The sequence below is a fragment of the Fusobacterium sp. JB019 genome (genome assembly GCA_030673965.1).
Lineage (GTDB): Bacteria > Fusobacteriota > Fusobacteriia > Fusobacteriales > Fusobacteriaceae > Fusobacterium_B.
The window spans coordinates 316551-329739 of record JAUTCN010000002.1 but is presented as its reverse complement, the minus strand read 5'-3'; the positions used below and the strand labels follow the sequence as shown (position 1 = coordinate 329739).

At 25.4% G+C, this 13189-nt stretch carries 13 protein-coding genes; 7 read left to right on the top strand and 6 right to left on the bottom strand.

Annotated features, from left to right (window positions below; translation table 11 throughout):
* Positions 1-29: 29 nt before the first annotated feature.
* Genes dnaX through Q7K47_01800 form a run of 5 tightly spaced genes read left to right on the top strand, consistent with a single transcriptional unit; the run spans position 30 to position 5405 of the window.
* The gene (gene dnaX, locus Q7K47_01820; GenBank protein MDP0505942.1) at positions 30-1481 is read left to right on the top strand and encodes a DNA polymerase III subunit gamma/tau; all 1452 of its coding nucleotides are present in this window, start codon (positions 30-32) and stop codon (positions 1479-1481) included.
* Positions 1482-1485: 4 nt separating this feature from the next.
* Positions 1486-2325, top strand: a complete 840-nt coding sequence (locus Q7K47_01815) for a hypothetical protein (protein ID MDP0505941.1) — start codon at positions 1486-1488, stop codon at positions 2323-2325.
* Positions 2326-2349: 24 nt separating this feature from the next.
* Entirely contained in the window at positions 2350-2796 is a 447-nt protein-coding gene (gene rplI / locus Q7K47_01810; GenBank protein ID MDP0505940.1) for a 50S ribosomal protein L9, read from the top strand.
* Between the two features lie 3 nt (positions 2797-2799).
* Positions 2800-4137, top strand: coding sequence for a replicative DNA helicase (gene dnaB / locus Q7K47_01805; GenBank protein ID MDP0505939.1), 1338 nt, complete (start codon positions 2800-2802; stop codon positions 4135-4137).
* A 38-nt stretch (positions 4138-4175) separates the two neighbouring features.
* The gene (locus tag Q7K47_01800; protein ID MDP0505938.1) at positions 4176-5405 is read left to right on the top strand and encodes a U32 family peptidase; all 1230 of its coding nucleotides are present in this window, start codon (positions 4176-4178) and stop codon (positions 5403-5405) included.
* Positions 5406-5574: 169 nt separating this feature from the next.
* On the opposite strand, the gene Q7K47_01795 is transcribed toward Q7K47_01800, so the two are convergent.
* Genes Q7K47_01795 through Q7K47_01775 form a run of 5 tightly spaced genes read right to left on the bottom strand, consistent with a single transcriptional unit; the run spans position 5575 to position 10306 of the window.
* The gene (locus Q7K47_01795) at positions 5575-6894 is read right to left on the bottom strand and encodes a UDP-glucose/GDP-mannose dehydrogenase family protein (protein ID MDP0505937.1); all 1320 of its coding nucleotides are present in this window, start codon (positions 6892-6894) and stop codon (positions 5575-5577) included.
* Positions 6894-7913, bottom strand: a complete 1020-nt coding sequence (locus Q7K47_01790) for a GDP-mannose 4,6-dehydratase (protein ID MDP0505936.1) — start codon at positions 7911-7913, stop codon at positions 6894-6896. Before Q7K47_01790 ends, Q7K47_01795 begins: the two co-directional genes overlap by 1 nt.
* The gene (locus Q7K47_01785; protein ID MDP0505935.1) at positions 7913-8176 is read right to left on the bottom strand and encodes a lipid-A-disaccharide synthase N-terminal domain-containing protein; all 264 of its coding nucleotides are present in this window, start codon (positions 8174-8176) and stop codon (positions 7913-7915) included. Before Q7K47_01785 ends, Q7K47_01790 begins: the two co-directional genes overlap by 1 nt.
* A complete protein-coding gene (locus Q7K47_01780; GenBank protein ID MDP0505934.1) occupies positions 8176-8889 on the bottom strand; it encodes a glycosyltransferase family 2 protein in 714 nt (237 codons plus the stop codon). The genes Q7K47_01785 and Q7K47_01780 overlap by 1 nt, the downstream gene beginning before the upstream one ends.
* A gap of 19 nt (positions 8890-8908) precedes the next feature.
* Positions 8909-10306, bottom strand: a complete 1398-nt coding sequence (locus Q7K47_01775; GenBank protein MDP0505933.1) for a hypothetical protein — start codon at positions 10304-10306, stop codon at positions 8909-8911.
* 209 nt (positions 10307-10515) lie between these two features.
* Here Q7K47_01775 and Q7K47_01770 point away from each other — a divergent pair, with 209 nt between their 5' ends.
* Positions 10516-11193, top strand: coding sequence for a response regulator transcription factor (locus Q7K47_01770; protein MDP0505932.1), 678 nt, complete (start codon positions 10516-10518; stop codon positions 11191-11193).
* A 14-nt stretch (positions 11194-11207) separates the two neighbouring features.
* Positions 11208-12677, top strand: coding sequence for a HAMP domain-containing sensor histidine kinase (locus Q7K47_01765; protein ID MDP0505931.1), 1470 nt, complete (start codon positions 11208-11210; stop codon positions 12675-12677).
* Positions 12678-12718: 41 nt separating this feature from the next.
* On the opposite strand, the gene Q7K47_01760 is transcribed toward Q7K47_01765, so the two are convergent.
* On the bottom strand, positions 12719-13183 hold the full coding sequence (locus Q7K47_01760) for a YhcH/YjgK/YiaL family protein (GenBank protein MDP0505930.1): 465 nt from the start codon (positions 13181-13183) through the stop codon (positions 12719-12721).
* Between the last annotated feature and the right edge of the window lie 6 nt (positions 13184-13189).

The window sequence follows — 13189 nt, the reverse complement described above, 5'->3', positions numbered from 1 at the left end:
TTCTAATTCTATTTATGAAGGGGGCTATTGTGCAAACAACGCTATATAGAAAATATAGGCCTAAAAACTTTGAAGAAATAGCAGGGGAAGCTGATATAATAAGAACTTTAAAAAATTCTTTAGATAATGGAAGAATGTCCCAAGCTTATCTTTTTTGTGGACCAAGGGGAATAGGAAAAACAACATGTGCAAGACTTATTGCAAAGGGAGTAAATTGCATAAATAATGGAATTAGTAGCGTTCCTTGTAATGAATGTGAAAATTGTAAAGCGATAGACAATGGAAGCTTTATTGATTTAATAGAAATTGATGCTGCTTCAAATAGAGGTATTGACGAAATAAGAGATTTAAAAGAAAAAATAAATTATCAGCCTAGTAAGGGTAGAAAAAAAATATACATAATAGACGAGGTTCATATGTTAACAAAAGAGGCTTTCAATGCTCTTTTAAAAACATTGGAAGAACCTCCAGTACATGTAATATTTATTTTAGCAACTACTGAGCCAGATAAAATATTACCTACAATTATTTCAAGATGTCAAAGATATGATTTTCAGATTTTATCTTTAAAAGAATCAAAGGATAAATTAAAAGAAATATGTGAGGCTGAAAATGTAACAATAGACGAAGGAAGTTTAGAACTTATCTATGATATATCTGGTGGAAGTATGAGAGATGCCATATCAGTATTAGAAAGAGTTATAGTTTCTTGTTTAGGTAGTGAAATAACAGAAGAAAAAACAAGTAGAATTATTGGAGCAACATCAAAGAGTCTTTTAAAGGATTTTTATGAAAAGGTAAAATCAAAGTCAATGGTAAATGGAGTTAGTTTTCTTGATAATCTATGGGAAGAGTCAATTGATATTGAAAAATTCTTCAAAGATTTTGCAAGATATATAAAAGATTCTTTAACTAAGGGTGAAATAGAAGTTGAAGAGGGACTAGCTATTATTGGAAAGGTATATGATTCTTTGAATAAATTTAAATATGAAGAAGATAAAAGATTACTTGGTTATGTTGTTCTTAATAATTTATTAAAAAAAGATACAGTTGCAACTAGCAGTAAAGAACCAGTAAAAGAAATAATTAGAGAAAAGGTTATATATAAAGAAGTAGAAGCAGGGGAGACTTCTCACAGTCATGAAGAAGTAAATGTTAAGATAGAAGATGTAAAATCTATGTGGAATGAAATTGTTGATAAAGCAAGATCTAAGAAACCTCCTTATGGTGCATTTCTAATAACTGCAAAACCTGTTAAGGTAGATGAAGGATATTTATATATAAGTTTAGGGGACAGTTTATTTGCAAAGGATCAGTTAGAAACTGAACATTATAATATTCCTTTACAAGATTTAGTTCAAGAAATGACAAAATCAAAAATAAGAATGAAATATATAGTTACAGAAGAAAAAGATGAAATAGAAGTAGAAGAGGATGAAACACTTTCTAGAGTAGTTGATTTCTTTTCAAAGGGAGAATAATTAGATGAATAAAAAAATGATAAAGTATAGTTTGATTTCAATTGTTTTATATAATTTAGTAATGATAGTTCCAATTACAGGATTTATGTTACCAAACTATAAATTAAAAAACGGAGCAGACTTTACTTTAAAAGAGCATATTCTTACAAATATAGTAATATTAGCAGGAACAGCTGCAATTAGTTATCAAAATGTGTTATTATATATATCTGTGTTTCTAGCAATAGAAATGATATTTTATATATTCAAATATGTAAAATTTAAAAATTATCATTTTAAAATTTTTGATAGAATAATAATAACATCAATAATCTCAACAATTTTAGTAGTTATATGTATGAGATTTCTTGCTGGAGATATTGAATCTATAAAAAAATTAATAGAAGATATGTATATTAATAATTATGGAATGTCAGAAAGTGATTTAAAATTAGCTTTTAAATTTATAAAAGATTATAGATATTTTCTTATATTCTCTTATTCAGGACTTATGACTTATTTAACATATTTAGCAAGAGGAAGAAAGTTTTATAAAAGCTGGCATATGTCTTATATTTGGGTTATATTTTATATAATTCCATTTTTAGCAAACAAGTATTTTAATGTAGATAGTATACTATTAAAAAATATTTTAATTATTACAAAAATAACTTATATTGTATATGCAGCTAAAATATTATATAATCTTATAGGAAATAAAATTAGATTTGATATTTTAAAACATATACTTTCAATAGTGGTAGTATTTTATTTCCCTAATACAGCTTTTGTTTTAGGTGGATTATATAGTTTTAGAATAATAAAAATTAAAATAGGTGTAGAAAATAATAAAGAAAATAAATAACAAAAGAATAATGGAGGAAGAGAAATGGCAAAAATAAAAGTAATACTTACACAGGACGTAGCAGGACAAGGAAGAAAAGGAGAATTAGTATCAGTTTCTGAAGGTTATGCTAAGAACTTTATTCTTAAGAACAACAAAGGAATCCTAGCCACTGATGAGGCATTAAAGAAAATAGAAAATGATAAGAAAAAAGCAGCAAAAAGAGATGAAGCAGAAAAACAAAAAGCTATAGAAGTAAAAGATTTATTAGAAAAAGAAAAATTAGTTTTAGAAGTAAAAGTTGGAAATAATGGTAAATTATTTGGAGCAATTACAAATAAAGAAATTTCTGCAGAAATTGAAAAGAAATTTGGTAAAAAAATTGATAGAAAAAAAATAGATGGAAATATTAAAAGTACAGGGGAACACAAGGTAACAGTAAAATTACATAAAGATGTAAAGGCTGAAATAACTATAGTAACAAAAGGATAAAATATGGAAAAATTAGATAAATTAAAGTCGGTTCCAAGCAGTTTGGAATCAGAAAGAGCAGTACTTGGAGGTATATTTCTAAGGCCTGATATTTACGGGGAAGTAGCAGCAGTTATTTCAAGCCAAGATTTTTATAAAGTGGGACATAGATATATATTTGATGCTATGGCTGAATGTTATGGAAATCAAGAAAGTATTGATCCATTACTTGTAATGAATAGACTTAAGAAAATGAATAAATTTGATGAGATAGGTGGAGAATCTATATTCTATGATATTTTAGAAGAAGTTCCAACCGCAGCAAATATTCTTTCTTATGCAGCTATTGTTAAAGAAAAATCTCTTTTAAGAAAATTAGGAACTGCAGGAACTAAAATAGTTGAAATGTCATATGAAGGATATGAAGATGTTGATGTTATATTAGATAAAGCTGAAAGTTTAATATTTAAGATAGCTGAAACAAAGGATTCTAAAGACTTAGTTGATATGAGACAGGCTATTTCAGATGAGATAAAAAGATTAGAAAAAGTTATGAATAATAAAGGAATGACTACGGGAATATCTTCAGGATTTAAATCTTTTGATGATAAAACAAGTGGATTCCATCCTTCAGATCTAGTAATAGTAGCGGCAAGACCAGCAATGGGAAAAACAGCCTTAGCTCTTAACATGGCCCTTAATATGGCAACTCATGAGAAAAAGGGAATATTATTATTTAGTCTGGAGATGTCTAGTTCTCAGTTACTTCAAAGACTTATTTCTATGCAATCTGGAATTGGATTACAAAAGATAAGAAATGGATTCTTACTTGATAAAGAATGGGGAAATATTGGTATTGCTTGTGGACAGATATCAAACTCAAATATTAATATTGCAGATACTCCAAATGTAAATGTTTTGGAAATAAGATCAATAGCAAGAAAATTAAAAATAGCAGGACAGCTTGATGTTATAATAGTTGACTATCTTCAACTTATAAAAGGAACAGGAAAGGGAGAAAATAGGCAACAGGAAATTTCTGAAATTTCAAGATCCTTAAAAGGAATAGCAAGGGAATTAGATGTTCCGATTATAGCTTTATCACAGTTATCTAGAGCTCCTGAGCAAAGAGCAGACAGAAGACCTATGCTTTCAGATTTAAGAGAATCTGGAGCCATTGAGCAGGATGCGGATATGGTTGTTTTCCTATATAGAGATGATTATTATAATGAGAATTCTGAAGAAAAAGGAATAACAGAAGTAATAATTGGTAAGCAAAGAAATGGACCAGTTGGAACAGTTAAATTGAAATTCTTTAATGAAATTACAAAATTTGGAGATTTTACAACTGCAATTGACTAAAATTATAAGTATAAAAAAGATAAGAAAGGAATTATTAAATGAAAAAAGTAGAATTATTAGCACCAGCAGGAAACTATGAAAAAATGGAGATGGCATTTCATTATGGAGCTGATGCTGTATTTCTTGGGGGAAAAATATTTAACCTAAGAGCTGGAAGTCATAACTTTTCAGATGAAGAATTAGAAAAAACTGCAAATTATGCACATAGTCTTGGAAAAAAAGTTTATGTAACATTAAACATAATACCACATAACGAAGATTTAGACATTCTTCCTGAATATGTTAGATTTTTAGATAAAATAGGAGTAGATGGAGTTATTGTAGCTGATTTAGGAGTATTCCAAATAGTTAAAGAAAATTCTAATATTCCAATTAGTGTAAGTACTCAAGCTAGTAATACAAACTGGCGTTCTGTAAAAATTTGGAAAGATATGGGAGCAAAGAGAGTTGTTCTTGCTAGAGAAATTTCTTTAGAAAATATTAAAGAAATTAGAGCTAAAGTTCCTGATATAGAATTAGAAGTATTTATTCATGGTGCTATGTGTATGTCTATTTCTGGAAGATGTTTACTTAGTAATTATCTTACTGGAAGAGATGCAAATCGTGGAGATTGTGCTCAGCCTTGCAGATGGAGATATTCTCTAATGGAAGAAAAAAGACCAGGTCAATATATGCCAGTTTTTGAAGATGAGCATGGAACATTTATCTTTAGTTCAAAGGATTTATGTACAATAGATATGATAGATCAAATTTTAGATGCAGGAGTAGATTCTTTAAAAATTGAAGGAAGAATGAAGGGAATCTATTATGTAGCTAATGTAGTAAAAGCATATAGAGAAGCAGTTGACAAATATTATGCTGGAGAATTTGCTTTTGATGAGAAATGGTTAAGAGAATTAGAATCAACATCTCATAGATTATATACTAAAGGGTTCTATTTTGGAAAACCAGGAGTAGATGGACAAAACTATAATGATAGAAATTCTTATAGCCAAACACATCAATTAGTAGCAAAGGTTATAGAAAAAGTATCTGATACTGAATATGTTTTAGCTATTAGAAATAGAATTGAAACAGGTGATAATTTAGAGGTTGTTACTCCAAATACAGAGGCTATAAAGTTTGAATTACCTAAAATGATTCTAATTGACAAACGTGGACATGAATCAGAAACTTTATTTGCAAACCCTAACTCAACTGTTAGAGTTAAAACAGATGTAAAAATGGAAGTTTTAGATATGATTAGAAAAGTTAAAGCAGAAAACTAAGATTTGTAGGAGGTTATTATGCAATTTGTTAATCAAAAATCAACTCGTTTAATAAAATGGCTTACAATTATATTCTTATTTCCGCTGTTTTTTGTAGGTTTAGTTTTAAGAATTTACGATAAATATAATAATAATGATGAAAGTCCCATTAGATACTAATGGGACTTTTTTACATTCCGATTGGAAAATATTTGAAAAGTTTTCTAGCTAGGGGATTTTTGCTATGAAGATTTCTTAAATCAAAATAAAAATTATTTTTCATTTTATTTTTAATTTTTTCTAAGTTTAAATCTTTAAATTGAGACCATTCAGTTACTAAAACTATTGAATCACAATCAATAGATACTTCATATTCATTTTTACAATAGGTAATATTTTTATTAAAATTATTTAATCTCCATTTAGCTTCTTTTATTCCTTTAGGACAATAAGCTTTAATCTTAGCTCCTCTAGCTATAAGTTCTTTTATAATATCTAGACTAGGAGCATCTCTTACATCATCAGTATTAGGTTTAAAAGAAAGTCCTAATATTCCAATAGTTTTGTTTTTTATATCTTTCATTTCATTGTTTATTTTTTCAACAATTTTAATTTTTTGTTTTTTATTAGCATAGATAGCTGCATTTACAACAGACATTTCTTCATGATAATTTTTACCAATTTTTACTAAGGCTTCAGTGTCCTTAGGAAAACAAGATCCCCCATATCCAGGACCACAGTTTAGAAATTTAGGAGATATTCTATTATCAATTCCCATAGCCCTTGCAATTTCTTCAGTATTAGCTCCCACTTTTTCAGCTAAAAGAGCAATTTCATTAATGTATGATATTTTAACAGCTAAAAAAGCATTGGAAGCATATTTTATCATTTCAGAAGTTTCTAAATTTGTAAAAATAAAAGGGATGTTTTTTTCTTCTAATTTTTTATATAATTTTTTCATTATATCTAAAGCTTTTTTAGAATCATAACCGATAACAACTCTATCTGGCTTAATACAATCTTCAACAGCCTTACCTTCCCTTAAAAATTCAGGATTTGAAATTATATCAAAGTCTAGGTTAGTATTTCTTTCATTTAATTTTTTTCTTATTTTTTCTTTAACTAATTTTCCAGTTCCTATGGGAACAGTTGATTTATTAACTATAACTGTGTATTTTTTTAAATTTTCACCAATTTCACTAGCCACATTAAGGACATATTTTAAATCAGCAGATCCATCCATTGCAGGAGGTGTACCAACAGCAATAAAAATAACATCACTTTCATCTATTGCTTCTTTTATATCAGTTGTAAATTTTATATTTTTTCTTAATATATTTTTATGAAGAAGTTCTTTTAAAGAAGGTTCATATATTGGAATTTCACCTTTTTTCAAGCTGCTGATTTTATCAATATCTATATCTACACAGGTAACATTATGCCCAAAATCAGCCATTATAACACCCTGAACCAATCCAACATATCCTGTACCAATTACTGTAATATTCACTAAACTAACCCTCCTTTATACCATTTAACGAAATTTTTTATTCCTTCTTCAAAAGTTATACTAGGTTTATATCCTATAAGAGTGCTTGCTTTATTAATATTTGCATAGGTTTTATCAACATCTCCAGCTTGCATGGGAAGATATTTAACTTTAGCTTTTTTATTTAAAACCTTTTCAATTGTCATAAGCATTTCTTTTAAAGAAATAGGTTTAGAACTACCAAGATTTAAGATTTCATAAATATTATTATGAGAATTTAAATAGTCAATAGATTTTAATATTCCGTATATAATATCATGAATGTATGTATAGTCTCTATATGTTGATCCATCTCCAAATATTTCAATTTCTTTATCTTTTGATATTAAATTAATGAATTTATGGATTGCTAAATCAGGTCTTTGTCTTTCTCCATATACAGTGAAAAATCTAAGTTGGAACATATTAATATTATAAAGTTTATGATATACATGTCCCATTACTTCACAAGCTTTTTTAGTAAAAGCATAGGGAGAGATTGCATTATCAACAGTATCTGTTTCTTCAAAGGGAACCTTTATATTATTTCCATATACTGAAGAAGATGAAGCTTGAATAAATTTAGATATTTTATATTTCTTACAAAGTTCAAGTAAGTTCATACTTCCTTTTATATTGACTTCCTCATAAATTAGAGGAGTTTCAATTGATGGTCTAACTCCTGCAAGACCAGCTAAATTTATTATGAACTCAGGTTTTTCAGAATAAAAAATATTATCTAGACTTTGAAAATCTCTAATATCATTAAAGTATAGTTTATAATTATTAGAGTTAACTATTTTTGTTAATTCCTTTATCTCTTTAATTTTATTTATGTAGTCTATATTATTTGTACTTTCTAAAACATTATTGATTTTAATGTCCTTTGAATAGAAATTATGAAAATTATCAACATTTATGATAGAATGCCCAAGGGATAATAATTTTTCACAAAGATGAGAGCCTATAAATCCAGCTCCTCCAGTTACAAGTATTTTCATTAATTAGCACGCTCCTTTTGTATTAAGTAGATATTTCTAGAATAGATAAATAGATTAGGAGTTTGTCCTAAAATAAATACAGGATCTCTTCTATATATTGCATAGGATAATAAAAGACTACTTCCAAACAAACTAAATATCCAAAATGAGAAAGGAATAACACTTTTCCCAGCTTTTTCACTAGCAACCCATTGAACTAAAAATCTCATAGAAAAAAAAGTTTGTCCAATAAAGCCTACTATCATCCAAAAATTTAAAGTCATTATATCTCCTTTCTTTCAAATGAATAATGTAAATGTCTTTTTTTCATCCATCTTACAGCAAAGGCATCCTTTAAACTTTTAAACAAACGATTAAAAACTCCGTATTTAGATGTTCCAAACTCTCTATCATAATGTCTAACTGGAACTTCAATTACTTTAAATCCATTTATTTTAGCTAAAGTAGGTAAGAATCTATGCATTCCTTCATATAAATAGAAACTTTCAATAACTTTCTTTTTAAAAAGTTTTAAAGGACATCCAGTATCTTTAATATCATCTCTTGTAATAAAATTTCTAATTTTATTAGCAACAGTAGAAGAAATTTTTCTTTTTAATCCGTCTTCCCTAGTTTTTCTACAACCGTTTACCATATCATATCTATCTATATATTTTAAAAGTATATAAATATCATCAGGATTTGTTTGTAAATCTGAATCCATAGTTACTATTAAATCTCCAGTTGCCTTTTTAAAGCCAGCATCAAGAGCTGCAGTTTGTCCGTTATTTTTAGAAAAATTAAGAACCTTAACATGAGCATTTGAAATAGCAGCTTCATTTAATATTTTGGTACTTCCATCTGTACTTCCATCATTTACTAAAATAATTTCATAGGAAGAAAAGCCTTTTTTTAAAGCCTTTTCAACTTTATTGATGAATTTAACAATATTATCCTTTTCGTTATAAACTGGTGCTATTACTGATATTCTTTTCATTTTATCTCCCCTTTGTATATTAAATTTTATATAAATAATAATTCTTATTTTTTGATACTAATGATATATTTTCAAAATCATTAGAAATTTCTTTTGCTTTATTTGCCTTTGTAATAATATAATTATTTTTTGAAATATTTTCATCTTTACTAGTTGAAATTGTAATAATATTCTTATCTATCATATATTTTGTATTTTTGAAATCATTAAATCTATAGGCATATATTTTATCTTTGTTTATAGCTTCAATCTTTTTTAATAAAGGTTTTAAAGTATAATTTTTACTGTAGTAGTTTCCATTTATAGAAACAATAAAGATTATAAAAAGAATTATATATGCTCCTTTGTTCAAGGTTTTATTAAAAGATATTTCTTTAAATTTTAAAAAATATAAAACTATCAGCCCTGTAAATCCGTATAAAGTAGGAAGAAGATAAATAACTAGTTTACCACTTGCAATAGAAAGTAATATAAATAAAGGAACTGACATAGAGAAAAATATTTTTTCTAGTTCTTCCCATTTTTTAAAATATTTAATATTTCTTATATAGTGAAATAATGTAAAGAAAATTATTAGACCATAAGGAAGAGATATTAAAGGTAAAGTTTTTAAATAATAATAGATCGGTCTTACATGAGTTTTAGCTTTAGTTATTCTTCCTAAAGTTTCTTGACCTAATAAAAGTTTTATATAATTAGATCCATTTTCACAAAAATAAATATTAATAAACCACAAACTAATATAAGAAAATACAAATATTATTCCTTGAATAAAATATATTTTTTTTAAAAATTTAAGATCCTTGTTAAGGAAAAGAAAAACAATAATTGTAGATAATGGTGCAACTATACCAACTATTCCCTTAGTAAAAAGTCCAAGAAAAATAAAAGAATACATAAAAAATAGATTAATAAAATTTATTTTTTTAAAATTATAGTAAATATTAAAAAATAAATAAATACTAGAAAAGATAAATAAGTACATAAGCATATCCATTCTAAGTACATTGGTTCCTCCTATGAAAAGAGGACAGGCTATTAATCCTAAAATTATGGTAAAACTTAATTTTTCCATATATCTATATTTATTTTTAAATTTTAATAAGAATTTATAGCTAAGTATTGATATAATATAAGAAGGAATAATACTTCCTATTAATATTCCCAGTTCAAAAAAATATTTTGGAAAATAAACATCTATTATTTTAAGTATCCAAAAATAAAATGGAGGTTTATCTGGATAAAGATTTCCTAAATATTTTAATATGAACAAATTATTATTTAGAGATTCCTTTGTAATAACTAAATATTTAATTTCATTTCTAATATCAGGAAATCTAAAAAATAACAGGGGTATAAATACAGCTAAATATATAAATGTAATTTTAATTATTTGTTTTTTGTAATTAATTCTCAAAGTTTCACATCCTTTTTATAAAATATTATCTTGCAATTGCCATTATAATTAGAATTATTAATATCATAAATCACCTTCCTTTTTTAATTTAACTTAATATTAGTCTATAAAAATTAAAATTAGATTAAAAATAAAAAATTAATAAAAATTAATTAAATCTTAAGAATAATGTTATAATATTTATTATATTTAATTTAAAGGAGTAGTATATGAAAAGGGTACTTATAATTGAAGATAATGATAAAATAAGAAAATTATTAAAAATGGAATTAATGCATGAAAAATATTTAGTTCACGAGGCTTCAGATGGAAAGATTGGTCTTGAAAAATTTAAATCAGGAAGTTTTGATTTAATTCTTTTGGATTTAATGTTGCCAAAATATTCAGGGGAAGAGGTTTGTAAAAAAATAAGAGAAACTTCAGATATTCCAATAATAGTATTAACAGCAAAGGATCAAATATTAAATAAGGTAGAGCTTTTAGATATGGGAGCAGATGATTATTTAACAAAACCATTTAATATGCAAGAGTTATTTGCAAGAATGAGGGTAATATTTAGAAATAAAAAGAATTTTTATTCAGATAATTTTATTAAATACGAGGAATTAAAAATAGATAGCGAGCAGAAGATTTTATATTTAAATGATAAGGAAATAAAATTAACAAAGACAGAATATAATTTAATTTATAATTTTATTTTAAATAAAGAGATAGTTTTATCTAGAGAAAAAATAATAGAAGAAATATGGGGCTGGGATTTTGAAGGAGATATAAAAATAATAGATGTATATATTAATTCTCTTAGAAAAAAAATAGAAACAAAAAATAAAAAATATATAAAAACAGTGAGAGGATTTGGTTATGTATTAAAACATGAAGAAAAGTAGATGAAAGGGGGAGTATGAAATATATTTCAGAAGAATTAAGTAGAAATTATAAGAAATTAATAGTTATATTTTTTATATCGTATATAGGTATAATTGGGTTTTATAGCTCATATATGTATAAAAATATAAAGAATCAAATAAGAACAGTTGAGACTTTTATTAATTATGAGTTTTTAGACTTTAGAAAAGAAGTTGATTTTGAAGGAGAAAGTCCAAAGGTGTTTTTTGAAGAAGCCTTAGATGAGAGTCCTAAGCCAGAGAGAACAATGATTAATTTAGAATATGAAGGTGTGAATTATTTTTATATGCCAAATAAATTTATAAAGGATAGAGATAATCTAAATAAAAATAAATTAAGTGATTTAAAAAAAGAACATATAAAAAATATATTAGAAGAGTCAAATAAAATGCTTCCATCGAATAAAATAAGAAATTATGTAGGATATAAATATAAAATTTTATATAAAGAAGTATTTATAGAGGGAATGAAACCTATAAAATTAAAAGTTATAAAAGATATGTCAAGGGAATATGAAAGACTAGGAATGTTAGCTTTGTTTTCTATAATTTGGATATTTATAACTTTGTTAATAGCAAGATATATAACAAAAAATTTCTATCAAAAATTTAAAAATTCCATAGAAGATTTACATAATTCTACCAATAAAATAAATTTAAATTCTTTAGAATTAAAAGAAGAGGAACTTGATAAAAAATTAAACTTTAAAAATGAATTTGAAGAATTTAATTTAATAAAGACTTCATACATTGATATGGTTAAAAGATTAAAATTACAAATGGATTCTCAAATAGATTTTGTAAATAATGCCTCACATGAATTGAAAACTCCATTATTTATAATAAGTGGATATATAGACATGATAAAAAGATGGGGAATTGAGGATAAAGAAATTGTATTAGAAGCTCTTTCTTCAATAGAAGATGAAAATAAGAACATGATATCATTAGTTGAAAAATTATTATTTTTAGCAAAGGATATGGAACTTAAAAGAAAGTATTATGAGGAATTTAATTTATCTGAAAAAATAAAAAATATAGTTGATAATTTAAAAATAGTATATCCAAATCAAAGTATAAATTTAAAATTATCAAAGGAAGATTTTTTAATTTTTTCTGATAAGGCCTTGCTAAAACAATTAGTCTTAAATTTATTAGAAAATGCTGTAAAATATGGAAGAGGAAAGCCCATAGATATATCTTTGGAATACGATAATAATTATGTAATTAATATTAAAGATAATGGAATAGGAATTCCTGAGGAAGACTTAGAGTTTATATTTGATAAATTCTATAGAGGGGATAAATCTAGAAATAAAGATACAGGAGGACATGGATTAGGATTAACTATTGTAAAGGATATAGTAGAATTTTTAAAGGGTGAAATAATAATTAATAGTGAAGTTGGTAAGGGAACTGATATAAAAATAATAATTCCTAAGGGAATAAAAAAGGGTGCTGATTAACAGGCACCCTTTTCTAATCAATACAAATTTAATATAAATTTTTAAAGTAAATCAGATTTTATTTTTACTACTACTTTTTTAAAAGCTTGATTATATTCATAGTAATCTGTTCTATGAACTATATTTATAGGAAAAACAATAAAAGATCCCTTTGTAAGGGTTATTTCTTTTTCCTCTTTAAAATCATTATAAAAAAGAATATCCCTTGTTTCATTATATTTTTTTAAAATTTTATAATTCGGAGAATCAGAACCATATTCAATTTTTAAAGTTCCATTGATTATATATTGTAAATCAATATATTTTCTATGAACTTCAGGGAGACGATTAATTTTAATGTCTGTAGTACTTTCTATAACTTTAGCAAATATTTCATTGCCTCTAATTTTATATATACCAGGGGGATTATTGTCAAATGGGTTTTCTTTTAAATATCTCATTATTTCTTTAATTATTGATGGAATATTATTATTATTCTCAAAGCTTTGAATATTTCCTAAAATCATTTTAAA

Bases quoted from the DNA above. Each gene is read 5' to 3' on its own strand.
- Q7K47_01780 (MDP0505934.1), bottom strand. From the start codon at position 8,889: ATGAAAAGAATATCAGTAATAGCACCAGTTTATAACGAAAAGGATAAT.
- Q7K47_01815 (MDP0505941.1), top strand. From the start codon at position 1,486: ATGAATAAAAAAATGATAAAGTATAGTTTGATTTCAATTGTTTTATAT.
- Q7K47_01785 (MDP0505935.1), bottom strand. From the start codon at position 8,176: ATGACTTTAAATTTTTGGATGATAGTAGGCTTTATTGGACAAACTTTT.
- rplI (MDP0505940.1), top strand. From the start codon at position 2,350: ATGGCAAAAATAAAAGTAATACTTACACAGGACGTAGCAGGACAAGGA.
- dnaB (MDP0505939.1), top strand. From the start codon at position 2,800: ATGGAAAAATTAGATAAATTAAAGTCGGTTCCAAGCAGTTTGGAATCA.
- Q7K47_01760 (MDP0505930.1), bottom strand. From the start codon at position 13,183: ATGATTTTAGGAAATATTCAAAGCTTTGAGAATAATAATAATATTCCA.
- Q7K47_01765 (MDP0505931.1), top strand. From the start codon at position 11,208: ATGAAATATATTTCAGAAGAATTAAGTAGAAATTATAAGAAATTAATA.
- Q7K47_01800 (MDP0505938.1), top strand. From the start codon at position 4,176: ATGAAAAAAGTAGAATTATTAGCACCAGCAGGAAACTATGAAAAAATG.
- Q7K47_01770 (MDP0505932.1), top strand. From the start codon at position 10,516: ATGAAAAGGGTACTTATAATTGAAGATAATGATAAAATAAGAAAATTA.
- Q7K47_01790 (MDP0505936.1), bottom strand. From the start codon at position 7,913: ATGAAAATACTTGTAACTGGAGGAGCTGGATTTATAGGCTCTCATCTT.